This window comes from Actinomadura macra NBRC 14102, assembly GCF_001552215.1.
Classification (GTDB): domain Bacteria; phylum Actinomycetota; class Actinomycetes; order Streptosporangiales; family Streptosporangiaceae; genus Spirillospora; species Spirillospora macra.
This window is the reverse complement of sequence record NZ_BCQT01000003.1, coordinates 114597-137628: the sequence shown is the minus strand read 5'-3', so window position 1 is coordinate 137628 and position 23032 is coordinate 114597. Positions and strand designations below refer to the sequence as shown.

Annotated in this window: 21 protein-coding genes and 1 pseudogene; 11 read left to right on the top strand and 11 right to left on the bottom strand. The window is 69.7% G+C overall.

The features are described 5' to 3' along the window. Nucleotides 1–6 precede the first annotated feature (6 nt). Genes AMA02S_RS04320 through AMA02S_RS04300 form a run of 5 tightly spaced genes read right to left on the bottom strand, consistent with a single transcriptional unit; the run spans nt 7 to nt 6268 of the window. Entirely contained in the window at nt 7–1140 is a 1134-nt protein-coding gene (locus tag AMA02S_RS04320) for a glycosyltransferase (protein ID WP_067451882.1), read from the bottom strand. Beyond that, a complete protein-coding gene (locus AMA02S_RS41335; RefSeq protein ID WP_245667355.1) occupies nt 1137–1934 on the bottom strand; it encodes a polysaccharide deacetylase family protein in 798 nt (265 codons plus the stop codon). The genes AMA02S_RS04320 and AMA02S_RS41335 overlap by 4 nt, the downstream gene beginning before the upstream one ends. Then, complete coding sequence (locus AMA02S_RS04310; RefSeq protein ID WP_067451879.1) at nt 1861–3504, bottom strand: lipid II flippase MurJ; 1644 nt, start codon at nt 3502–3504, stop codon at nt 1861–1863. The genes AMA02S_RS41335 and AMA02S_RS04310 overlap by 74 nt, the downstream gene beginning before the upstream one ends. Continuing rightward, entirely contained in the window at nt 3501–4826 is a 1326-nt protein-coding gene (locus AMA02S_RS04305) for an O-antigen ligase family protein (protein WP_157430373.1), read from the bottom strand. Before AMA02S_RS04305 ends, AMA02S_RS04310 begins: the two co-directional genes overlap by 4 nt. Next, a complete protein-coding gene (locus tag AMA02S_RS04300) occupies nt 4823–6268 on the bottom strand; it encodes a sugar transferase (protein WP_084264586.1) in 1446 nt (481 codons plus the stop codon). Before AMA02S_RS04300 ends, AMA02S_RS04305 begins: the two co-directional genes overlap by 4 nt. A 481-nt stretch (nt 6269–6749) precedes the next feature. Here AMA02S_RS04300 and AMA02S_RS04295 point away from each other — a divergent pair, with 481 nt between their 5' ends. Continuing rightward, the gene (locus tag AMA02S_RS04295) at nt 6750–7982 is read left to right on the top strand and encodes a L,D-transpeptidase (protein WP_245667354.1); all 1233 of its coding nucleotides are present in this window, start codon (nt 6750–6752) and stop codon (nt 7980–7982) included. Between the two features lies 1 nt (nt 7983). Here the strand turns inward: AMA02S_RS04295 and AMA02S_RS04290 are convergent, their stop codons facing one another. Then, nucleotides 7984–8289 (bottom strand): hypothetical protein, encoded by a 306-nt coding sequence (locus AMA02S_RS04290; RefSeq protein WP_157430372.1) that lies wholly within the window; start codon nt 8287–8289, stop codon nt 7984–7986. Continuing rightward, nucleotides 8283–8705: an ATP-binding protein gene (locus AMA02S_RS41330; protein WP_169806773.1), complete on the bottom strand. Its 423-nt coding sequence runs from the start codon at nt 8703–8705 to the stop codon at nt 8283–8285. Before AMA02S_RS41330 ends, AMA02S_RS04290 begins: the two co-directional genes overlap by 7 nt. A gap of 132 nt (nt 8706–8837) precedes the next feature. Here AMA02S_RS41330 and AMA02S_RS39910 point away from each other — a divergent pair, with 132 nt between their 5' ends. The 3 genes and pseudogenes from AMA02S_RS39910 to AMA02S_RS39905 form a co-directional block, all read left to right on the top strand. Next, nucleotides 8838–9647 carry a helix-turn-helix domain-containing protein gene (locus AMA02S_RS39910; RefSeq protein ID WP_169806772.1) on the top strand — a complete coding sequence of 270 codons (810 nt, stop codon included), beginning with the start codon at nt 8838–8840 and terminating at the stop codon, nt 9645–9647. Then, the gene (locus AMA02S_RS04275; RefSeq protein ID WP_067451861.1) at nt 9644–9829 is read left to right on the top strand and encodes a DUF397 domain-containing protein; all 186 of its coding nucleotides are present in this window, start codon (nt 9644–9646) and stop codon (nt 9827–9829) included. Before AMA02S_RS39910 ends, AMA02S_RS04275 begins: the two co-directional genes overlap by 4 nt. A gap of 34 nt (nt 9830–9863) precedes the next feature. Continuing rightward, nucleotides 9864–10019, top strand: a pseudogene (locus tag AMA02S_RS39905) (DUF397 domain-containing protein); the annotation flags it as partial. A gap of 375 nt (nt 10020–10394) precedes the next feature. On the opposite strand, the gene AMA02S_RS04270 reads toward AMA02S_RS39905, so the two are convergent. Beyond that, nucleotides 10395–12008 carry a hypothetical protein gene (locus tag AMA02S_RS04270; RefSeq protein ID WP_157430371.1) on the bottom strand — a complete coding sequence of 538 codons (1614 nt, stop codon included), beginning with the start codon at nt 12006–12008 and terminating at the stop codon, nt 10395–10397. 572 nt (nt 12009–12580) lie between these two features. Between AMA02S_RS04270 and AMA02S_RS41320 the strand changes: the two genes are divergently transcribed. Together AMA02S_RS41320 and AMA02S_RS04260 are read left to right on the top strand one after the other, a co-directional pair. Continuing rightward, entirely contained in the window at nt 12581–13978 is a 1398-nt protein-coding gene (locus AMA02S_RS41320; RefSeq protein WP_157430370.1) for a DUF8225 domain-containing protein, read from the top strand. Beyond that, entirely contained in the window at nt 13978–15603 is a 1626-nt protein-coding gene (locus tag AMA02S_RS04260; RefSeq protein ID WP_067451852.1) for a Dyp-type peroxidase, read from the top strand. Before AMA02S_RS41320 ends, AMA02S_RS04260 begins: the two co-directional genes overlap by 1 nt. 86 nt (nt 15604–15689) lie before the next feature. On the opposite strand, the gene AMA02S_RS04255 is transcribed toward AMA02S_RS04260, so the two are convergent. Then, on the bottom strand, nt 15690–15911 hold the full coding sequence (locus AMA02S_RS04255; protein WP_067451849.1) for a helix-turn-helix domain-containing protein: 222 nt from the start codon (nt 15909–15911) through the stop codon (nt 15690–15692). Next, nucleotides 15911–16396, bottom strand: coding sequence for a DUF2975 domain-containing protein (locus AMA02S_RS04250; RefSeq protein WP_067451846.1), 486 nt, complete (start codon nt 16394–16396; stop codon nt 15911–15913). The genes AMA02S_RS04255 and AMA02S_RS04250 overlap by 1 nt, the downstream gene beginning before the upstream one ends. Nucleotides 16397–16660: 264 nt before the next feature. Between AMA02S_RS04250 and AMA02S_RS04245 the strand changes: the two genes are divergently transcribed. From AMA02S_RS04245 to AMA02S_RS04225, 5 genes are all read left to right on the top strand, one after another. Next, nucleotides 16661–17620, top strand: coding sequence for an RNA polymerase subunit sigma-70 (locus AMA02S_RS04245; protein WP_245667352.1), 960 nt, complete (start codon nt 16661–16663; stop codon nt 17618–17620). Between the two features lie 4 nt (nt 17621–17624). Next, on the top strand, nt 17625–18371 hold the full coding sequence (locus tag AMA02S_RS43380) for a DUF6069 family protein (protein ID WP_067451840.1): 747 nt from the start codon (nt 17625–17627) through the stop codon (nt 18369–18371). A 404-nt stretch (nt 18372–18775) separates the two neighbouring features. Beyond that, nucleotides 18776–19699 carry a PLL family lectin gene (locus AMA02S_RS04235; RefSeq protein ID WP_157430369.1) on the top strand — a complete coding sequence of 308 codons (924 nt, stop codon included), beginning with the start codon at nt 18776–18778 and terminating at the stop codon, nt 19697–19699. A gap of 362 nt (nt 19700–20061) precedes the next feature. After that, the gene (locus AMA02S_RS04230) at nt 20062–20598 is read left to right on the top strand and encodes a VOC family protein (RefSeq protein WP_067451834.1); all 537 of its coding nucleotides are present in this window, start codon (nt 20062–20064) and stop codon (nt 20596–20598) included. A 19-nt stretch (nt 20599–20617) separates the two neighbouring features. Further along, nucleotides 20618–21394 (top strand): MerR family transcriptional regulator, encoded by a 777-nt coding sequence (locus AMA02S_RS04225; protein WP_281181841.1) that lies wholly within the window; start codon nt 20618–20620, stop codon nt 21392–21394. A 476-nt stretch (nt 21395–21870) separates the two neighbouring features. Here the strand turns inward: AMA02S_RS04225 and AMA02S_RS04220 are convergent, their stop codons facing one another. Beyond that, nucleotides 21871–22944: a DUF6882 domain-containing protein gene (locus AMA02S_RS04220; RefSeq protein WP_067451828.1), complete on the bottom strand. Its 1074-nt coding sequence runs from the start codon at nt 22942–22944 to the stop codon at nt 21871–21873. Nucleotides 22945–23032 lie beyond the last annotated feature (88 nt).

Below are 23032 nucleotides of genomic sequence, written 5' to 3'. Positions count from 1 at the left end.
CCCCTTCTAAGTCGGGATGTACTCGCGGTTGGACGGCGGGCGGCCGGTGCGGCACGCCCCGTCCCGATACAGCCGGGCGAGCCTTTCCGCCTGCTCGGCGATGGCGTAGCGGCCCACCACGGCCGGGACGGGAACCCGCTGGTCGGGTCCCCGGGTGCCGGCGAGGCGGGCGAGGTCGGCCGTCCAGGCGGCCACGTCGGTGGGCAGGCGCCGGGCGTCCGGTGCCTGGCCGGGCGGCAGGTCGTCCAGCGCGGGGCAGACCGTGTAGCGGACGGGCAGCCCGGCGGCGAGCGCCTCCAGCACGCCGAGGCCGAACGTCTCCTGGACGGACGGCGCGGCGAGGACGTCCATGGCCGACAGCGCGCCCGCCACGTCGTCCGTCCCGCCTGCGAAGATCACGCGGTCGGACACGCCGAGGCGGCCGGCGAGCCGGCCGAGCGCGTCCCGCTCCGGGCCGGCGCCGACGAGCAGCAGCCGCGGCCCGTCCAGCCGGGCGGCGGCCTCGATGAGCAGGTCGAACCGCTTGGTCGGGACGAGCCGTCCGACTCCCCCGACGACGAACTCGGCCGGCCCGATCCCGAGGCGCCGCCGGGTCGCGGCACGGCGCGCGGGGTCGAAGGCGAAGGCGGCGGCGTCGATCCCGTTCGGGATGACGACGATCCGGCCCGGCGCCACACCCCAGCAGCGCAGCCGCGCGGCGACGGTCGGCGAGACCGCCACGGTCGTCGACCCCAGCCGTTCGGTGGCCCGGTAGAGGGCGCGCACACCGCGCGTCGTCCGGCGGCCTTCGAGGTGGCCGTCGCCGAGCGAGTGCTCGGTGGCGATCACCCGTGGCGTCCCCGCGAGGCGCGCGGCGATGCGCCCGTAGACGCACGCGCGGTACAGGTGCGTGTGGACGACGTCGTACCGTCCCCGGCGGATCAGCCGCACCAGCGTCGGCAGTGCGGCGAGGTCCCGGTTGCCCCGCATGCCGATCTCGTGGACGGCGATCCCCTCGTCCTGGATGGCGGCGCCGAGCGGCCCGGCCCGGGTCAGCGTCGCCACCTCGCAGGTCACGGGCAGGTGGCGCAGCAGCAGCGCGAGCTGCCGCTCGGCGCCGCCGTGTTCCAGCCCGGTGATGACGTGCAGGACGCGCGTCACACGCGGCTCCGCCGCCGCAGCTCGTGCCGGACGAGCTTGGCGCGCAGCCGCAGCCGCCGGTCCCGCTCGCCGATGTAGGCGCGGGGCAGCGCGTGGCGTCCCGGCTCGTCCGGGCTGATGTCGCACGCGTAGTCGTAGCCGGCGGCCCGCACGGCCTCGATCTCGCGTCCCGTCGCATGCCCGTACGGATAGGCGAAGCCGGTGACCGGGCGGTCGACGATGTCCTCCAGGGTCGCGCGGCTCTCCTCCAGTTCCTCGCGCAGCTCGCAGCCGCCGGTCGCGGGGAGCGACACGTGGTGCCGGCCGTGCGAGGCGACCTCCATGCCCGCGGCGGCGACCGTCCGGATCTGGTCGACGGTCATGAGCGGCTTGCGCGGACCGTCGTCCCACGCGTTGTAGGAGCCGATCCGCCCGGACACGACGAACACCGTCGCACCGAACCCGAACCGCACCAGCGCCGGGACGGCCCGGGTCGCGAAGTCGGCGTACCCGTCGTCGAACGTGAGCCCGACCAGGCCGCGCGCGTCCCCCGCGTCCCATGCCGCCAGCAGCTCGGCCATGCCCACGCCGCGCAGGCCCCGGGCACGCAGCCACGCCAGTTGTCCCTCGAACCTCGGCGGCGAGACCGTCACCAGATGCGGGTCCTCACGGACGTGGTCGACCGAGTGGTACATCAGCACCCACGGCGCCGGTCCGGTCGTCCCCGCGGGATGGGTCGTCTCAGCCGGGCAGGCCGGACCGGCCAGCGGGGCCGGCTCTGTCAGGCGGGTCGGTTCTCCGGTCGGCTGGCTCACTGGCCCTCCCCGAGTCGGCGGGGCCGCCTCCGGGCGGCCCCGCGGTGATCCATGAAGCGATGAGGCCGCGTCCCGCGACGGCGATCAGCGCGGCGAACGTCGCGACGGTCACCACGCCGCCCGCGACCGCCGGGACGATCGCGGGGGCGCCGGTGCCCTGCCCGATCCCGAACGCGGCGGCGGCGAGCAGCCCCGCCGCGCCGGACCCGGCCGCGACGAGCACGAGCCGGGCGATGTCCGCGCCGATCCGGCGCAGCGGGATCGGCGCGACCTTCAACCGCAACCCGAGCAGCAGCAGGACGGCCGCGACGGTGATCCCGGCGGCGTTCGCCGCGGCCAGCGCGACCGCCCCGGCGACGGCGGCGAGCGCGGCGCCGATGGCGGCAGTGACGGCGAGGCCCGTGGCGAGCACCGCGGCGGGACGCCAGGTCGGGCGGCCGTGCGCGAAGAACGCGCGGGCGGCGAGGCCCACCGTCGACTGCCCCCACAGTCCGAGCGCGTACACGCGCATGATGGCGGCGGTGCTGCCGGTGTCGGCGGAGGTGAACTCGCCGTGCTCGAACAGCACCTCGACGATGACCGGCGCGAACGCGACGAGGTAGGCGGCCGCGCACAGCACCATGCCGCTGACCACGACGAGGTCGCGCTGGATGCGGCGGGCGATCTGCCCGGTGTCGCCGTCCGCCGAGGCCCGTGCGAGCCTCGGGAACGTCACCGTGACGATCAGCAGCGACAGCACCATCGGGACCTGCGCGACCTTCTGCGCGTAGTTGAGGTGGGAGATGGACCCGGCGGTCAGCCCGGAGCCGAGGAACCGCTCGACGAACACCTGCGCCTGGCGCGTCACCGTGTAGACGACGATGGGCGCGACGGCCGCGAGCCCGAGCCGGAGTTCGTCGGCCCTGCCGGGCGGCGCGGGCGCCTCGCGCAGGCACCGCAGGAACGCGGGCGCCTGCACCACGACCATCAGCACGCTTCCGCAGGCGACGCCGACGGCCGCGCTGGTGATGCCGATCGCCCCGGAGAAGCCCGCGATCAGGGTGAGGATGCCCACGTTGTAGGCGAGGTAGATCGCCGCGGGGGGCCCGAACCGGTGGTGCGCCCGCAGCGTCGCGCTCATGAAGCCCGCGATGCCGAACGTCACCACCGTGACCGCCGTCAGCCGGACGCACTCGACGGCCGGCCCCGGCTCCGGCAGACCCGGCGCCAGGAGGTGGACCAGCACCGGCGCGCCGACCGCCAGCGTCACCGCCACCGCCGCCAGCACGGCCACCAGCCGGGGCAGGGTCGCGCCGACGAACGGGCGCACCCCCTCGCCGCCCGCGAGCAGCCGTGTGATGGCCGGGACCATGAGCAACGCCATCGCGTCCTCGATGAGCAGCGGCGAGACGGTCTCGGGGATCGTCCAGGCGACGAGGAACGCGTCGGTGCTGCCGCTCGCGCCGAACAGGTGCGCCATCGCGAGGTCCCGCAGGAACCCGAGGACGGTGCCGCCGGCGATCAGCACTCCCGAGAGCGCGGCGGCCCGTCCGATGGAGGAGGCGCGGGGCGCGGCGTCCGTGGCGGTCACCGGCGCTCCAGTGCCCGTGGCGGCTCCAGGCCCAGCGCCCGTGCCGCCGCAACACCGAGGAGGGTCGCCGTCAAGACGCAGGTGGGTCCGCCCAGATCCGCGTACAGGAAGTTGACCAGCAGGAACGTCATGATCCCGACGCTGATCAGCCAGAACGGGTCGCGGGTGCGGCGGCGCGTCCACAGGCCGCGCAGGATCACCGCGATCAGGACGGCGAACCCGGCGAGTCCCACCACGCCCTGCTCGGACAGGATCAGCAGGTACTCGTTGTGCGGCGACAGCAACGGCTGGCGGACGTACCCGTTGACCGAGTCCTCGGTCTCGCTGCCCGACGACAGCTCGATCGTCGCGTAGGTGTCGCGGTAGGCCGGGAAGTTCTTCACGCCGACGCCGGTGAGCGGATAGTCCTGCCAGATCCGCTCGGCGGCGCCCCACAGGTTGTACCGGTCGCTCACCGACTGGTCGGGCGCGGTGACCGAACCGGCGATCGACCGCGATCTCGCGATGACGGCCTGCGACCCGCCGCCGACCGTCGCGACCGCGAGGAGCAGCAGCGCGGCGCAGCACACCAGCGTCCGCACCGCGATCCACCGGTCGAAGATCACGAGCATGAGCACGGCGGCCGCGCCCAGCGCGAGCCAGCTCCCCCGGCTGAGCGCGAAGGCCAGCGCGACCGCCAGCACCCCGAGCCCGGCGAGGGCCGCGAGGACGGCCGCCGCCCCCCGCTCCGGGGCCACCAGCGCGAACGCGGTCAGTATGAGGATCGCGAAGCCGCTCAGGATGGACAGGGCCATCACGTCCACGGCACCGAACGTCCCGACCGCCCGGATCGCCTGCCCCTCGATGGACGCGCCGTTGCCGGTCATCGTCTGCCAGATGCCGTATCCGGCCTCCACGAGGCCGAGGGCCAGCACGGAGCCGCACACGATCCCGAGGTCGCGGCGATCCCGGACGAGCAGCACGACCGCGAGCGGCATCAGCACGAAGATCTGGAGACCGCGCACGTATCCGGGCAGGCTCGCGGAGATGTCCTGCGAGCACACCGTGCTCACGCCGAGCGCCGCGGCCGGCGCCCCCACCGCGAGGAACACCGCACGCGGCACCTCGATCCGCCGCGTCACCACCAGGAACGCGGCCACGGCCACCAGCCCCGCGCCGGCGATGTCGCCCGCGGTCACCTGCACGCCGTCCGCCGCCCCGCCGCCCGGCGGGATGCCGACGCACGCGACGGTCACCGCGATCAGCCAGCTCGGCCGCCGCAGCCAGGCGCCGGCGTCGCGGGCCGTCCAGGACGGGTGCGCGGCCATCGTAGGGGCGCTCACCCGGGGTCCCGGCAGAGCATCGCCCGAACGGTCAGCATCAGAATCCTGAGGTCGGCGGCAAAGGACCAGTGGTCGATGTAGTGGTTGTCCAGGCGCGCGCGCAGTTCGATGGACGTGTCGCCCCGGAACCCGTGAACCTGCGCCCAGCCCGTCATGCCCACCGGGACGCGGTGCCGCAGCATGTAGCCGGGGCACGTCCGCGAGAACTGCTCGACGAAGTGGGGCCGCTCTGGGCGCGGCCCGACGAGGCTCATGTCTCCCCGAACGACGTTCCACAGCTGCGGAAGCTCGTCGAAGGAGGAGCGCCGCAGGAACCGCCCGACCGTGCCGAGCCTGTCGTCGTCCTTGACCGTCCACTGGGTGTCGGACTCCTGCTCGTCCACCGGTTTCAGCGTGCGGAACTTCAGCAGGACGAACTCCTCCCCGCCGAGCCCGATCCGCCGCTGCCGGAACAGGACACCGGGCCCGCCCTCCAGCCGCACCGCCAGCGCGCATGCGGCGAGCAGCGGCGCGGTCACGACCAGCAGCGCGCACGCCACGGCGAAGTCAAGAACCCGTTTCGCGTAGCGCTGCCCCGCCTCCCGCAACGGCCAGTCGACGCGCGCGCACGGCAGCCCCGCGAGGTACTCGCGCCGCGCGGCCGCCACCGGGACCACGTCCGACGGCGGCTGGACGAGCAGCGTCTCGCAGGCCAGCCCGAACGAGATGCGCAGCACCGCGTCCAGATGGCCGGTGCCGATGTCCTCGGCGACGACCATCACCGTGTCGATCCCGTGCGTCTCCACCAGCGAGGGCAGGTCGGTCGTCTCCCCGAGGACGGGCAGCGACGCCGCCCCGTCCGGCATCCCCGCCGCCACCTGCCCGACCGGCACGAGCCCGAACTCGCCCCGCACCCGCAGGATGTCCACCACGTGCGCGGCCGTGGCGCCCGTGCCGACCACCAGTGTGGGACGCGAATCGGAGCGCCGGCACCGGTACGCCCTGACGGCCGCATGCGCGAACGCACGCGCGCTCAGCGACAGGACGCAGGAGACGGCGCAGATCCACGCCATCGTGGACCACCGCGCATCGGGCAGCAGCGCCGCGACCAGCGCACTGACGACCAGCGTCCGGACGAGCACCGGCCGCAGGTCCGCCAGCAGCGACGGGCTCCGGCGGACCCGGTACAACCCGCCCGCCGCGTTCAGCCCGATCACCGCCACCGCCGCGGCGATGGAGGGCCCGCCGGCCGGGACCCGCGCCATGGCGGCCGCGGCCGCCATGGCCCAGCCGTCCGCGACCGCGAGGCACGCCGGATAGAGCCCGGCGAGGACGCGGGGCGCGGCCGCGCGGCGACCGAAGGGCCGCTCGTAGCCGACGGCGGCGCCGTCACCGGACGAGAGGGAGAGGTCCGAGCGTGGCGCCTCGGTGTCGATGGACGCGCTCAGCCCCTGGGCTCTCATTCACTCACCACTTTCCCCAACCGCCGAATACCGGGGCCCATACGAACGGCACGGCCCAGCATCGCAGCGCACCCCGACGCACACAGCCCCTTTTAACGAAGGGCGGCGCAACTTTGAATAGAAGATCAACACACGATGGAACCCCAGGTCACAGCATGTTTCACTGATCAGCTCGCCGAACACCCAACCCCGGGCAATCTTCCTTTCAATTCACCACTCCCAGCCTTTGGCACCCCACTTATCCACAATTGCTCCTAGCACCGGCCCGCGGCCCGGCCCCGGCCCGTGGCGCGACACGGCCACAGAAAGATCCAGGAACCCCCCACCGACCGCGAACCTTCGGGGCACGATGGGCGTCACACACCATCGGACGCGTAGTCCGGCCTCCGACCTGCGGTGGTCGGGAATAAGGCTCGTTCCGTAAGCGATCTTGTTGCGGGCCCCCGTCCTGCGGGGCCCGCGCAGCTGATGAGGGAGAACGGTGCGAGGTAAGACCTTGGTGATGGCGCTGGTCCTCGGGCTGGCGACGGCGTGCGGCGGTAGCGGGGGGACGGGCGGCACGACCGCCAAGGGCGGCGAGGACGGCACGCCCAAGGTCTCGATCACCCCCGCGAACGGCGACGGGCGGGCCCGTCCCGACGAGGGCGTGACCATCACGGCCTCGGGCGGCACGCTCGGGCAGGTCTCGGTGAAGCTCAAGGGCGCCGAGATTCCCGGAGTGCTCTCCCCGGACAAGACGAGCTGGCGCTCGTCCTGGACCCTCGCCCCCGGCGGCCGCTACCAGGTGTCCGCCACCGCCACGTCCCGCAAGGGCAAGGCGACCACCGCGACCAGCGCCTTCCGCACCGCCAGGACCACCGCCGCGACGACCGTCAACAACGTCATCCCGAGCCCGAACGAGACGGTCGGCACCGGAATGCCCGTCTTCGTGCAGTTCAACAAGGAAGTGCCGGTGAAGGCCCGTCCCGCCGTGGAGAAGGCCATCGAGATCTCCTCGACGACCCCCACCGAAGGCGCCTGGCGCTGGCTCAGCGCGGGCGAGTCGTTCAACGGCCTGCCCTCGGTCGTCTTCCGCCCGAGCCGCCCGTGGGCCCCGCACCAGCGCGTGACGGTCACCGTCCACTACGCCGGACTGAAGATCGGCGACAACGTGTTCGGTGACAAGGACGTCACCCGCAGGTTCCGCATCGGCGACTCCCACACCATCAGCGTCAGCGCCAAGACCCACCGGCTCGTCATCCGCAAGAACGGCCGTATCGTCCGTAAGTGGGGCGTCAGCCTCGGCGCGGGCGGCGACGTCCAGTCCGACGGTGTCGACCACCTGCTCACCACCAGCGGCGTCCACCTCACGATGGACCGCAGCCGCCTGGAGCGCATGCGCCCGCCCGGCAAGAAGAAGGGCGACCCCGGCTGGTACGACGAGCAGGTCCCGTGGGCGACCCGCATCTCCAACAGTGGCGAGTACATCCACCAGAACATGGACGACCCGTCCTGCCTCGGGAACCGCAACTGTAGCCACGGCTGCGTCCGCTCCCCGGCGGGCGACGCCCAGTGGTTCTTCAACTGGGCCTACCGTGGCGACCTCGTGACGATCACCGGCACCAAGCGCAGCCTCCAGTGGACGAACGGCTGGGGCTACTGGCAGATGTCCTTCGCCAAGTGGGCCAAGGGCAGCGCGATCGGCAAGCCGGTCACCACCACCAAGGGCGCCTGACTCACCGCGCGAGACGCCGCCGGAGCACCCCGTCCACGATCACGGCCGCCCCCGCCACGTCCGAGCACGGCCCCAGGTAACCGGCCCGCCCCCGATGGACTTCGCAGAAGACTGACCCGCCGGGGGCGGCCCGAACACCCACCACGATCCCGACACGCTCCTCGGCATGCACCCACAGCATCGGGAGCCCCGACACCTCGTACAGCTTGACGCAGCCCCACCCCCGCGCCACGACCGCGCAGGCCAGCGGCTCAAGCAACCGCACCGCGCCCCGATGCCGCCGCCGAGCCCGCACACGTATCAGCAAGGCAGCCTCGCCCACACCCATTTCCCGGACGGCTGCCCCGCGGCGACCCCGCACCGGGACGAGAGCGCCTGGACGATCTGCAACCCCCGTCCCCCGTCCAGATGTCCGGGGTCCAACGCCCGCAGATCGGGCGCAATGTCATCGAGTGTCATCTCGACCACAGGCCGCGCCACCGGCATTTCCGGCGAGGAATCCCACACGGCCAGCAGCACCCCCGCGGCCTCCCGGGTGAACCTGACCCGTATCGCCTGATCCGGCGTACTCTGCACCGCATTCGCGACGAGTTCCCCCGCGACCAGCTGGACGTCCCCAGCAATCCCGAGCAGACCCCACTCCGTCAGCCGAAACTGCACCAAACTCCGCACCAGCCCCGGAGTAGTTCCCGCCGCCAGCAAAGAAATGTCCAAATCACTCACCGAAACGGCTTTAGCCACCATTTAGTCCCACCTCCTCACGTCTTTCATTCCGAGGACAAGAGTGCGCTCGGCGGGTTACTTTGGCCACGCTTTCAGAGGCATCGAAAACAAGAGATCTCTCGGAGGACGGCAGTGGAAAGCCACGACTCGCTAGATCCCCGCTCGTCTCTGTGGGACCTCGTAGCAGTTCAACTGCGGAATCTTCGCCTGAACCACGGCTGGACGTGTCAGCAGGTAGGCGACGTGGCCAAGGCTTCCCGATCACATGTTTCAAATTGGGAAGCCGGCCGCCGACGTCCGTCCCAGGCGAACCTTGCACCGCTGGACGATGCATGGGACACGGCGGAGCTGCTGTCGTGCCTAGCCGAGCACGCCAGGGACGGCCACGACCGCCCAAGTGTCGGTTCCTTCCTGGAATACGAGCGCACCGCCACGTCCATCAAGAACTACAGCTCCGATGTCGTGTTCGGCCTGCTCCAGTCTGAGGACTACGCTCGTGCTCTCTTCAGAAGAGGTGGTGTCGTAGATGATGTGGAGAGTGCTGTCAGGAATCGTCTGAGTCGACAGGACCGTCTCTACGATCCCAGCTCCACGAAGCTCTGGGTCGTGCTGGCGCAGCCGGTGCTCTGGTGGCAGGTCGGCAGCCGAAGCATCATGCATGGGCAACTCGACCACCTGCTCCGGGTTGCGGAGCTCGACCATGTGAGCCTGCGAGTGCTACCCGTCTCCGCTGGTTGGCCGGGAGTGAGCGGATCGCTCAGCATCATGACGACGCGCGATACAGAGGTCGCATATCTGGAGTCCGGACGCATGGGGAGGTTGGTCGAACGACCTCCTGAAATACGAGACTTCAACGTAAACTACGACCGGATTGGGGCGCTCGCCCTCCCGGAAGACCAGTCACGAACGTTGATCGAGCACATGCTAGGACTGATGAAATGATCGCTTGGCGGAAGTCCACCTACAGCGATGAAACCGGAGGCCAGTGCGTGGAGGTTGCGCAACTCCCCGGCGCAGTCGGCCTCAGGGACAGCAAGGCACCGGACGACAGCCTCCTCACTCTCACGCCCCAAGCCTTCGCGACCCTTCTCACCCGCGTGAAGCAGGACGAGACGGTTCCCTGAGGAGCGACCATGACCACGTCGGCATTGGCGCAAGTCCACAAAATCGGAAGGTCACGGCAACTGCGTCGAGCTAGCCGCCCTCCCCCACTCAATCGCCATCAGAGACAGCAGAGCACCGGACATCGGCCACCTCAGACTAACCCCCCACACCTTCGCCACCCTCCTCACAACACTGAAGCGGCTGCCATGACCACATGGCGGAAATCAAGCCGGAGTACGCAGGGCACCTTCGCGACCCTCCTCGTCCGCGTGAGCAGGAGGAGACGGTTCCCTGAGGAGTGACCACGACTCCACCCGCATGGCGCAGAGCCACAAGATCGGAAGGTCGCGGCGACTGCGTCGAGTCGGGACCTGTCCGGTGGATCATGTGTTGATCCAGAGTATGGCCGCGACCAGGGCGATCGCCGCCCGGTAGCTGCGGGCGAGTTGGCGAACCGGGTGGCGATGCCCCGCCATCGCTCTAGACGGTCGATGCGGCGCTCGACCGCCGCCGCGCCGCATCGGTCAACTCATGTCGTCGCACCACGACTCACCATCAACCCGCAACCCCGAGATCGGCGCGATCTCACCTTGCGTCGCGCAGGATCGACTTGCCCTCACGCAGCCAGTTCGCCGCCGCATCCTCCTCAAGGTAGCCGTCCTCGAGCACGCCGGCGACGAATACCTCCTTAGCGCGTTCCGGCGGGAAGCTGACATCGCCGTAGACCTCGCCGATGCAGAACGCGTCGATCTTGGCCTCGGGCTTGGCGAAATAGAGCGAATAGTGAAGCACTTGGGCGCGGATCACATCGGCCACGAGAGTGCCTCCGTCGTCGCCGTGGTCGCACATCACGACGGTCGCGACCTCGAGTGTGCCGCTGATCGCAGCGTTGATGCCATAGCGGAATATCGCCGCGTGAGCCCACACGTCGCCCTGGACGGCCAGCAGGCTGCCGTAGGCGTCACCGCCCGCGGTGGCGTCGAGCGTCCCGTCGACGATCAGGTCACCGCGGATCGCGACCCCATAGTCGTCGTTGTGATCGTCGAACAGCACGCCGGTGTCGGCGACGTGGACATCGCCATCGTAGAACCGGACCTCGTCGAACGAGAACGTGTGGTCCGGCCAGATGACCTCAGGCATCCGCCGTTCGGCCTCGTCGAGCGGGATCACCTCGCAGGCGTCGACCGCGAGCGATGGGCGGCCGGAGCGACCGACGGTGCGTGCCCTCGGCGGGCCGAAGTTCTGACGCGGCGCCTCGTATACCTTGCCCGGGGCACCGTCGCCGTCGAAGTACAGCGCGCCACGGAACTGGTAGGGCGGACCCTGCTGGATCCAGCCTGCATACAAGTGGCCATCACCCCAGGGCAGGATGCTGGTGAGCCGATACGGCGGCTCTGCGGCGGACAACGGCTGCAACACGCCATCGCGGCCGAGCACTCCGACGTAGCCGTCCTCACCGGCGACCAGAAAGCCATCGCGCCGCGGATCGTAACTCAGGCACTCCAGATCGAGCGCGGGAACGCCGCTGCAAGGAGCAGGCGGCCGGCCAGGGACGGCCAGGAAGAGCTGGCCCGCGTCACCGGCCACCGCAAAGCCGCCCTCGGGTGAATAGGCGACGTCGGTCAGCGGCGCGCGTCCGGAGAGTATCGGGTCCGTGGTGCCGTCAGGCAGGCGTCGCAGTATCTGGCGGCCGGCGACAAACACCGGTTCGCCGCCGGGGGCGGCCACCGCGCGGGCAACACGCTCGTGGGTGAATTTCGGCTGCGCTCGCAGTTCGCGGGTCTGCGGATCGAGCGTGGCGACAAAGCCTGCGTCTCCAGTGACCCAGATCAGGTCGCCGATCCGGGTCAGACCGAACAAGCAGCCCTTGTGCCGCGTCTCGATTTCACTGACGCCCTCGTCGCTCTCGTCGTCGTCACCCTCATCGTCGATCGCAGAGTCGACGATCGAAAGGTCGACGATCGCGAGGAAACCGTATTCACCCGCGACGACGGCGGTCTGGCCGTCGAGCGGCAGCACCTGGCGCAGACCGTGGGCGCCGATCGGCCAGGCGCGCCAGCCCTCGGCTTCGAACCGCAACACCGAGCTCTCGCCGTAACCGCCGCCGGCTGCCCAGATCGTCCCGTCGTGACTCGCGAGGACGAGGGGCCCCGGCACGCTGCCGAGGATCGGGTGCCCATCCTTCAAAAACGCATCCATGGAACCCGCAACTTATCCTATCCGCCACTCACCCGATTGAAGAACTCAATCATCCGGAAGCCGGTGCGCAGAATGAATCGTCACGATCACTCTAGGTCACTCCAGAGTTCTCCGAAAAGGCTCAGCCACCGATGAGGGCCGACTACAGAAGAGCATCGAGGAATACAGGCCCAGGATGTGCCGGCAACCATTCCCGGTGATGCGGATTGGTCGTGGGTGCGGACCGGCCGGCGTTCCGGCGCATCTCCGCAGAAGGCGTCGGCCTGCGGGACAGCAAGGTGCCGTGCCGTCGTCGACCGCTCCAGGTCCTCCGGTACGGCGACCTCCCAGGCGCACGACACGCTCCTGCCGTGGCGCACGGCCCGCGCGGCCGCCAGCCGGACCCCATCAGCGACCTCACCGAGCAATAGGTCCTCACCACGCGGTGCAGGCGAATTCCCGGCCATATCCATCAAGAGGCAAAATCATGCCCGCCCGTTGCCTCACGGGCCGTTTCTGGGGGACGCATCCCGCTGAGATCCCAACGCCGGACGGCATGGGACGTCGCCCAGGAGCATGGAGATGCAACCGGCATGGATCAGCACAGGACCGCGCCCGGATCGTCGAGATCGACGATGTACGATCCGCCCGGCTACATGACGGACTTCGATCGGATTCCGAACCAGCGGACGAAGTGGAGTGACGCGGTCTCCGGATGGTTCGACGAGGCCATCGCGCTGGAGCTGTCCAGGCTCGCGGGCCAGCCCTGCCAGTACATCAACCAGCTCAGCACGCCGCCCCAAGCACCCCCGCTCTCACAGGAAATCGTCTGGACGGGCTTTTCACAAACACTGAGGAACCGCTGGGGACGGGCCGAGGCGCTCCGACGCGCCGAGAATCTGCTTCCTCTCTCCGAACGCGTGGACGCTGAGGGCCCGTACTACGGCGGCGAGCAATGGAAGCATCTCTACTATCGCCCCCAGGACGAGTACTGTGAATGGCGGACGACACGTGACGCCGATGGCCGCGTCATTCGGGTGACATTCACGGCCGAGCCGCCGGAATACTGGCAGGCGCTCCACGGCGGCCGGCTTCCCAGCATCTTCGGCGAACCCAAGTACGACATTCCCGGCGACCCCGATCTCCTGGTCGAGCTTTACCGTGAACATGTCAGCCCGGAGGTCGAACTCGCGGATCTGCTGTGCCCCGAGGATCTCGTCGACGAACGCGGAAACGGCAGCGTGATCTACGCGAAGGGCACCTACAACCCCTACAACCGGTGGAACACCGTCGACGGGATCATGCATCTCTGCCAGCCGGACGCCAGGCTGACCGCGGAGATCGTGCTGGGCGCCGACGCCACCGTGCTGCGGACCACGACCGACCCGGGCCCCCGCGCCACACCGATGGTCGACCCCGACGCACTGATCGCGTGCGCGGGCTATGGCGGGCTCAACCGCGCCAGCGATCCGACGATCGGCGCGAGCGTGCACGAGCTGGCGGCGCTCGGTTTCGAGATCACGCTCGCCAACCCCGTCGGCGTCTACATGGACCACATCGAGATGACCGGATGGGCCGGGCCGGACGGCGGGCCGGTCGACCCGGACTTCTTCAGGATCGTCCGCGGCGTCCCCGGAATGGTGGAGCGGGCCATCCTGGAAGTGCCCCCGGAGGAGGGGTACACGGTCGGCGACATCACGATCGGCGGGGTACCGATCAGCTACGGCGGCCAGGTCGCCGAGTGCATCACCATGAAGCTCACCGGTCAGGTGTCGGCGCCCGGCCGGTTCACGAACCACCCGGTCGGCTGCGAGCGCACCAGCGACCGCTCCGGCGCGTGCGCCGTCGCCGCCAACCCCGCGTTCCTGTACTACCGCGGCCAGAAGTCCTGCCCGTCCGGCACGCTGCCCGCTTTCGACTACCCGCAGGCGTCCCTGCACGCTGGCGCCGCCACGGCCCCGGCGGGCCCCACGACTGGAAGGAGCCGCTGATGGCTCAGGTGCACGGCGGCCCACCGCAGGAGCCGGTGCTGGACGCGGACGAGATCCAGGGCAACGTCGTCCCGGGGTTCCTCAAGCCCCATATGGCGGTCACGGCCTTCACCATCACCGATGCCGCGGCGGCGCGGCGCTGGTTCGCGGAGATCGCCCCGCGCGTGACGACGCTGGGCGAGGTGATGGAGACCCGGGTGAAGGTCAGGCGCCTCCGCGGATTCACCGCGGCCAGAAGGCTGGAAACGCTCGGCGCGATCCCCGACGACGTCGACGACGCCTGGTTCAACATCGCGGTCGGCCGCCAGGCGATGACGAGACTCCTGGCGGACGGTCCGTACGCGAAGGACATGGAGGCGTTCGAAGACGAGGGCTTCGTACACGGCCTGGCGGCCCGGTCGTCGCTGCTGGGCGACCCCACCGACCCGTCCAGCGAGGGCAACCCGGCGAACTGGCGGCTCGGCGGGCCGCGCAACGAGGCCGACGTGCTGCTGGTGTTCAACGCCGACCGGCGCGAGGCGTGCCTGGCGCTGCGGGACGAACTGCGCCGGAGCGCCGAGGCGAGCGGCCTGCGCTGCTGCTACGACGAGGAGGGCGCCAAGTTCGACGACATCGGCGCCGAGCATTTCGGCTACCAGGACGGCGTGTCGCAGCCGGGCGTGCGGGGCCGCTACGCCGACGATCCGGACGCCGTCATCACACCACGGCAGGTGGACCCGAACGCGATTCCCGACGCGTGGCTGTTCGGATTGCCCGGCCAGTACCTGGTGTGGCCGGGCGAATTCGTCTTCGGCTACCCCAGGTCGGCCGCCGACCCGCTGATGCCGGGACAGATCAACATGCCTGGCCCGAAATGGTGCCGGAACGGCTCTTACCTGGTCTTCCGGCGGCTGCGGCAGGACGTCCCGGCGTTCCGCGCGTTCGTCCAGGAGCAGGCCGAAAGGCTGTCGAAGGAACAGGGATTCGAGCATGTGACCCCGGAATGGCTGGGTGCGCGCATCGTGGGTCGCTGGACCAGCGGCGCCCCGGTGTCCCGGCTGCCGGACAAGGACGACGTCGCGCTCGGCGTCGACCGGCTCGCCAACAACAACTTCGGCTTCGCCGGCAAGGGCGGCCCACCGCCGCGCGACGGCGACGACGGCTGGCCGGTGGCCGAGGCCGACCCGGTGGGGCTGATCTGCCCCATGGCCGCCCACATCCGCAAGGTCAACACGCGCGCGACCCCGAACGACCTCGGCGGACGCCGGGCGTCGTTCTCCCGCCGCATCCTCCGCAGGGGCCTGCCGTACGGGCCACCGTACGTCGAGCATGATCCCGGCACCCACGACATGGACCGCGGGCTTCTCTTCATGTCCTACCAGTCGTCGATCAGCGACCAGTTCGAGTTCCTGAACGCCAGATGGATGGGCAGCCCCACCGCACCCCGCAGCCCGAGCGGACACGACATGTTCATCGGCCAGAACGGGGAACCGGGGCAGAACCGCCGCAGAACCAGTGTCCTTTTCGGAACGGCCGCGAAAACCGCCACCCTGTCGACCGTTGTCGACTGGGTCATCCCAACAGGCGGCGGCTACTTCTTCACGCCGTCGATCAGCACGCTACGTACCATCCTGGGCGGATCATGACCGGCCGAAACCACCCGCGATGGCGGCCCTCGTACCGTGTCACGGGCCGGTGGCGCCGGGCGTTGTCACGCCCGCCTCGGGGTGGGTCATCCGTCCGCGATGTCCTCGGTCTCCCAGCGCAGCAGGTCGCCCGGCTGGCACTTGAGCACCTCGCAGAGCGCGGCGAGGGTCGTGAAGCGCACGGCCTTGGCGCGGCCGTTCTTGAGTACCGCCAGGTTGGCGGGCGTGATCCCCACACGGTCGGCGAGTTCGCCCACCGACATTTTCCGTTTGGCCAGCATCACGTCGATATCGACGGCGATCGGCATCAGATCACCTCGTCCAGCTCGGCCTGCATCCGCGCCGCTTCGACGTCGCGCGCGACGGCCTGGGCGAGCAGCATCCGCAGCACGAACACCAGGAGCGCGCCTCCCAGGATGGCCACGCCGATCCCGGCCATGATGACGGTGACGCCCGGGTCGTCGCGCTGGTCCGGCGCATTGATGGCGGTGACCGTGAACCACACGAGGGCGGCCGCCACGATCGCGCCGATGATGACGTCCACGTACCGGAAGGCGGCGTGGGAGAACACGGTTCCGGCTTGCACCATCGTCACCAGCCGCCATATGCAGACCAGGGCGACCTGGACGGTCCCGATGCCCAGGATCGTGACCACGCGCAGCGGGGTCAGCGGGAGCGACCCGTCCTCGGGGTCGGTGGCCAGCGCCCACACCATCAATGCCTGGACGAACACGGTGCCGGTGAGCACCATCGCGAGCACGGCGCGCAGCGCGCGCACCGCCAGCTTTCCCATGACTCACCCCTCTATCGACTTACGATATCAATCTATCGAGCTTCGATAGATCAAAACAAGGGCCGTGACGCAGGGGGGTGGCGGTCTCGCAGGGTGGCGGGGACAGCACCACCTCCCATGGCGTCGAGGCCCACGCCCGGAACTCAGCCACGCCGACCGGCCCGAGTGATGAGTTATCCCGCCCGCACCCGTCATAACTACGACGGACACCAGAGACGGAAGGACGACGTGATGGGTGCGGACACGCAGCTGGAGGAGCTGGGCGTGAGCAGTCTGAGCGAGGTCGATGAGCCGGCGTTCTCGGGGCTGGCGGAGCGGCACCGGCGGGAGCTGCACGTGCACTGCTACCGGATGCTCGGATCGTTCGAGGACGCCGAGGACACCGTGCAGGAGACGTTCCTGCGTGCCTGGCGGCGCCGGGAGACCTTCGTGGGGCGATCGACGTTCCGGGCCTGGCTGTACCGGATCGCCACCAACGCCTGCCTGGACCTGCTCGCCAAGCGCCGCCCCGAGCCCGCGACCGGCGGCGAGGTGCTGTGGCTCCAGCCCTACCCGGACCGGCTGCTCGACGAGCTGCCCGCGGGCGACGCGGACGAGCCGGAGACGGTCGCCGTCGCGCGGGAGACGATCGAGCTGGCGTACCTGGTCGCGGTCCAGCACCTCGCGCCGCGCCCGCGGGCCGTGCTGATCCTGCGGGATGTGCTCGGCTGGCCGGCCAAGGACGTCGCGGAGCTTCTCGGGGACTCGGTCAACTCCGTGAACAGCGCGCTACAGCGGGCCCGCGCCGGAATGCGGGAACACCTGCCCGCCGAGCGGCAGGACTGGACCGGCGGCGAGGAGGACGCCGGAACGCGCGAGCTGGTGCGCCGCTACACCGAAGCCAGCGTGGCCACGGACATCGACGGCCTCGCCGCACTGCTGCGGGACGACGTCCGCTTCTCGATGCCGCCCACGCCGGGCCTGCACGTCGGCCGCGACACGGTGGTGAACGGCTGGGTCGAGAGCGGCATGGAGGACATGAAGCACATGCGCGCCGTGCTCACCGCCGTGAACCGGCAGCCCGCCGTCGCCTTCTACCTCTGGCAGGAGAGCGCCTACCTGCCGCTGACGATCGACGTCCTGCGCGTCACCGACGGGGCGATCACCGAGATCATCACCTTCCACGACGACCAGTTCCCGCGGCTCGGGCTGCCGGAGAGCCTGCCGGCCGACGGCACGGAGTAGTCCGATGCGGACGCTCGCGCTACGCGGTGGCGCGCGTGTCGCGGTGGTCGCTGCCGAGTGGTGTGACGCGTTCGGCGTCGTCACCCACGGGCGGGTGCAGCTGGAGTTGCGCGACGGCGAGCCCGGGCCGGTTCTCGAACGCGACGCCGGGTTCTGGCTCCGCGGCACCGGCGTCCGCGCCCTGCGCAACCCCGACCGTCGTACGGCGAGGGTGCGCATCGTCACCCCCAGGGCCAGGACCGTCACACGCCAGGCGACACACCCCCACGCCAGTCAACGCATGATGGAGGACGACATGAACAGCATGAATGACACCGGGGTCGTCGCCGGCCCGGCATCGGGCCGGACCGGCCACACCCACCGACTCCGCGGGCTCGCCGGCACCGGGTTCGTCGCCACGATCGCAGCGATGGCGGCCACCACCCTCGCCGCCACGCTTGCCCAGGCCGTCGGCGTCGACTTCGAGATCCCCGATGGTGGTGAGTCGATCCCGCTATCCGGGTTCGCCGTGGTGACCGGTTTCTTCTCTATCGCGGGCATCGTGATCGCCGCCGCTCTTCTTCGCTGGAGCGCGCGCCCCGCCACGCGATTCGTGTGGACGGCAGTGCCGCTGACCGCGATCTCGTTGATCCCGCCCCTTCTCTCCGGTGCGAACGCCACCACCATCACCGCCCTCCTCGGGCTCCATCTCGTCCCCGCGGCGGTGATGATCCCCGCCCTGGCGCGGAGCCTGCGCCCCCGGACCGACTGACGATCCCGCACGGGACAACGCGCACCGTAAGGACGTGCGCAAGCCCACCAACGCGGTGCAGCCACCCTCCATTCCAGCTCCCGTTTCTCCAGGTGGCCTGGTTCGAGATCCATGTGGGCGATTGATCCCCTTCTAGAGCAACAAGGGGCTCATAGTATCGATCTGACCGCTTTAGGTCAGTATCGCTATCTTTCTATCCTCCGTCCCCGGGAGGTGGTCCAATCACTGGCATCCGGAAGACCCGCATCAAGAATGTGCGGCTTCTTGCGCAAGTCCCGTTGATGTGGATCTCACTCACCACCATTCGCTCCCAAGGGGGACGTGTGAGGATCCGACAATCCATGCCGATTCGTCAGCTGGTCGCGTTCTGCACAACCGTAATCCTTGCCCTGTCCACACAATTCGTGACCTCCGCCCAGGCGGGGACGCTCCCGACGGCCGGCGCCGCACCGACCGGCTCGTACCGGCTTGCCGACGAGGACATCGCTCCCGGCGTCACGTGGCAACACGGCGGGAATCGGCTGGACGTGTTCGTCCGCGGCGCGAACAACAACCTGTACCAGAAGTACTGGACGTCGAACGGAGGCTGGTCCGGCTGGGTCAACCTCGGCGGCGCCCTCACCTCAGGCCAGGTCACGGCGGTATGGCGACCGGGCGACAACGAACTGCACGTATTCGTCCGCGGCGCGAACAACAACCTCCACCAGCTCCGCTGGCGATCGAGCGGCGGCTGGTCCGAGTGGTTCAACCTCGGCGGCGGCCTCACGTCCGGTCCAAGCGCCACCTGGCACGGCGCCGACCGGCTCGACGTCTTCGCCCGCGGGGGAAACAACAACCTCCACCAGAAGTACTGGACCGCCGGCGGAGGCTGGTCCGACTGGGTCAACCTCGGCGGCGGACTCTCCTCAGGGCCGGGCGCGGCCTGGCGTCCCAACGTCAATGAACTGCACGTGTTCGGCCAGGGCCTGACCAACAACCTGGAGCAGCTCCGCTGGCGATCGAGCGGCGGCTGGTCCGAGTGGTTCAACCTCGGCGGCGGCCTCACGTCTGCACCGAGCGCCACCTGGCACGGCGCCGACCGGCTCGACATCCTCGTCCGCGGCGGAAACACCAACCTCTACCAGAAGTACTGGATGGCCAACGGAGGCTGGACCGACTGGGTCAACCTCGGCGGCGGCCTCACTTCCAGCCCGGGCGCGGCCTGGCGTTCCACCGGGGACGAGTTGCACGTGTTCGTCCGCGGCCGGAACAACAACCTGGAGCAGCTCCGCTGGCGGTCGAACGACGGCTGGTCCGAGTGGTTCAACCTCGGCGGCACTATCCAGTGATCGCCACCGCTCCCGCAGATACCCGTACCGCGGTCGCGGGTCGCGGAGCGGCGAGGTGAACGGGCCGGGCATCCCAGTGCCCGGCCCGTTCACTATCCCTCCACCGGGATCAGTCCAGATAGCCGACCCGGCCGTGACCGCTTGGCGGAGATCGAGCCTGAGCACTGTCGCGCCGCGGATGCATCTCCGCTGGACCCCGGCCATCACGGTGAAGGAGAACCCGGTGCTCCTCGGACGGCGTAGCGGAATGTCGCACTTAATCCGGCGCAGCACCTCGTTTCGGCTGGAGCCGAGCCCGGGGCGCTCCCCGTTCGCTTATTCGGCTTGACCCTCACGTTGCGTGAGGTCAGAGAGTGGGGTGCATGAATGACTACTACAACGCGTCTGAGATGAGTCCCGTGCCCGTTCCTGGCCCGGATGCGGTTCCGCCGGAGCCGTTCCGCGGCATCTATGGAATGCCCGCGTTCGTGACGATCCCCACGAACGATCTGGCGGCGTCGGTGGACTTCTGGAGTCGTGGACTCGGGTTCTTCGAGCTGTTCAGCATCCCCGGCCGGCTCGTGCACCTGCGCCGATGGGCGTTCCAGGACGTGCTTCTCGTCCCGGCGGACAGCGTTCCGGAGCAGACACCAGCGATGAGCTTCAGTTTCGCGTGCGTGCTCAGCCAGGTCGATTCCCTCGCCGGTGCCGCTCGTGCGCTGCGCCCGAACTCGGTCGATGGCCCACGGGATACTCCTTGGAACACCCGCGATGTCACGGTGATCACCCCCGAGAACGCACGGATCGTCTTCACCGCGGGGAAGCCCATCGAGCCGGCCAGTCAGGAGGCGCGGGACCTTGGAGCCAGCGGGATCACCCCACCGGGCGCCGGTCGCGGCGACGACAGGGAACACGCCTGACACGGCCGGTGCCGCAGGCCTGACCGTCGGTCAGGTCTCGACACGACTGGGCGTGACCGTCCGCGCACTCCACCACTGGGACGAGATCGGATTGGCACGGCCGTCACTGCGCACGGCTGCCGGATACCGGTTCTACACCGCTGATGATCTGGAACGCCTCCACCGCATCGTCATCTACCGCGAGATCGGTCTCGGCCTGGACGGGATTCGCGCCATCTTGAACGACCCGACCATAGACGTGCCCGGCGCGTTGCGCGCGCAGCGCACCCAGGTCGCTGAACGGATCGACCGCCTCCAGCAGCTCAGCGCAGGACTGGATCGGATGATCGACGCCCACGAGAAGGGCCTGCTGCTGACCAGTGAGCAGCAGGCCATGATCTTCGGCCCCCAATGGAACCGGGACTGGCCCGTCCAAGCCCGTCAGCGCTACGGAGACACGACGCGATGGCTGCGGTACGCCGAACGCTCAGCCTTTCGCGGCCCAGAAGAATGGCGGGCCATCACCGACGCCATCGCCGACCTTGACCGCGCCCTCAGGAAGGCGATGGACGCCGGCGTCACACCCGGTAGCGCAGAAGCGAATCACCTCGTCGAGCGGCATCGTGAAGTGCTTGCCTCGCATTTTCCCCTCACCAGGCAGATGCAGGTCTGTCTCGGCCGCATGTATGAAGCCGATCCGGAATTCGCTGCCCACTACGACGGCATCCGCGCCGGCCTTGCCACGTGGGTCCGTCGAATCATCGACGCCAGCGCGCGTGCCCACGACATCGACCCCGACACCGCGACCTGGCAGTAGAACGCGACCCACTGAGTCCCCGGCACACTCTTCAAGATCGCAGTCAGCGGAGCCCGGGGCCCGACCGGGTCACCCTGGCGGGCGGTCCCCCGGCCCCGCCGTGTGGATCACCTTCAACGGGTGCGATGCCCTTCCTACCAGCAAGAACGGGCTCGCGAAGTCTCGGCAGACGCTTCTCAAGCATCGCCCTCGGCCTCCGCTGACCGAACAGCAGGGGCTGCGGATTCCGCCCGCACGAGCGATGAGTTCCGCCTTGCCCGATCGTCTGCATGTTGAGAACCCGCCTTCCACGCCTGTGGGAGGTTCGAGATGAGGTGGCAAGGAAGCGACACCATGGACCAGGAGAACGTGAGCGCCGCCCTGACTCTCGCCGCGTTTCATGGCCGATGTCGTCCTGACCTTCCTTACCGAGCGGTTCTAGCCGCACGGTAAGAAGAGTCAGGCGAGGGCGCCCAAGAGGCCGTGAGTCGCGTGGTTCACCGAGCCTGAACCTCACTCTCGGGCAGGACGACCCGCTCGGCGCCCAGGTATTCCGTGCCGTGCTCGCGCACCACCGAGCGCAGGCGCGTCACCCCGTCCCAGTCGTCGTCGCTCCATTCCCAGGTACCGGGGCCGGGAAGGTAGACGCCGATCTCGCGCGCCTGGGCGTCGAGGAGATCGCCGTAGCGGGCGACGCCGGCGTCCCAGACCGGCGGGACGCCCGGTTCCCAGCCCAGTTCGGCCAGGTGGTCGCCGAGGGCCACCGAGCCGCGGTCCAGAGCCGAGGCGACGCTGCGGGCGAGCGCGGCGAACAGGCCGGCGGGCAGGAACAGGGCGGCCGGGTCGTCGGCGATGGGCGGACGGTGCCCGGGCGCGGGTGCGACTGGCCCGTCCGGGCCGGTGACGGTCACCGCGGTCAACCGGCCACCGTCGATCCGCGCGAGAACCTGATGATCATCAGGTAGATCCAGCTCCAGGCCGGCCGCGACCGAGCGCGCCTCAAGCCTGTGGTGCGCGGCGTACTCATTCACCATCTCCGCCGCGCGGGCTCCGGGCAGCATTTCAGCGCCGGTCTGCAACGCCCGTGCGACTCTGGCGGGATCGGGCCCGGCGATGGGAAGGCCAGGGTCATCGGTGGCCAGGAAGGTCAGCGCTCTACCGCCATGTGAATAGTGCAGCTCCCCCCGCGCGCCCAGCAGCGCCGCGGCGACAAGGCCCAGGTGTTGTGCGGCCAGCCGGGGGTCCGTGAAGTGGCCGAGATCGACTATCGCGTGGGTCAGCTCTGGAACGGAGTTCCGCTCGCCGATCTCCCTCAGCCGAAGCGAACCGGCGATCGCCGGGCTTCCGGCGAGGCCCTGCTTGGCCCAGGCCCATTGGAAGGTGGCGTCCTCGGCATAGGTCCCTACCAGGTCGGCGCGCAGCTCCATGTCGCCGATCCAGGCGAGGCCGGTGGCCGCGTCGTGCCGGATGGCGCCGTCAGGCAGGACGGAATAGAAGACCTCGAACTGTTCGGTGATCCAGCCCAGGGACGGACCGCACAGATCGAGCAAAGCGTCACTGAAGGCCTCCATCCCGCGAGCCTAGGACCTGGGCGATCGACCCGCGTCGGGTTCCGCAAGCATGATCCACAAGTCACGGCTCGGTCCGGGCCCGGCCACG